The sequence below is a fragment of the Bartonella sp. AA83SXKL genome (genome assembly GCF_042196965.1).
Classification (GTDB): Bacteria; Pseudomonadota; Alphaproteobacteria; order Rhizobiales; family Rhizobiaceae; genus Bartonella.
Window position 1 is genome coordinate 1 of the sequence record NZ_JBHIRG010000265.1, and the last position, 618, is coordinate 618.

General features: G+C 43.2%; 1 pseudogene. It reads left to right on the forward strand.

From position 1 onward, the window contains the following. A pseudogene (locus tag ACFINO_RS11015) lies at window positions 1-618 on the forward strand (RsmB/NOP family class I SAM-dependent RNA methyltransferase); the annotation flags it as partial.

Genomic DNA, 618 nt, shown 5'->3' on the forward strand with positions numbered 1-618 from the left:
GTCAACTTATGGAAAAGAAAAAACAGAGCAGATTTTAGAAATTCAAAGTGCCCCACCTCCTCTTGATTTGACAGTTAAATCCGATAGTCGTGGATGGGCAGAACGGTTGGGGGGTGTTGTTTTGCCCAATGGTTCGGTTCGGTTGAGTCGTTTAGAGGGTTCTGTTTCTGAATTACCAGGCTATATGGAAGGGGCTTGGTGGATTCAAGATTTTGCTGCCTCATTGCTTGTTTACTCGGAAATATTCATGGTAAACAGGTTGCTGATCTTTGTGCAAGCCCCGGAGGAAAAACAGCACAACTAGCTTTGCAAGGGGCTGATGTGACAGCAATTGAACTCTCTGCTAATCGGCTAAAACGCTTGAAGGAAAATATGGAGCGACTTCATTTTTCAGTTCGCTGCTGTGAGGGGGATGTGAAAAATTTTCATCCTAAACAGCTTTTTGATGCTGTGCTTCTTGATGCTCCTTGTTCTTCTACAGGAACAATCCGTCGTCATCCAGATATTTTATGGACGAAATCGATGAACGATGTCATCAAATTAGCGGCGTTGCAATATGATCTACTTGTCGCAGCTATTGCTTTGTTGAAGAAAGGAGGGCGCATTGTTTTTTCCAAT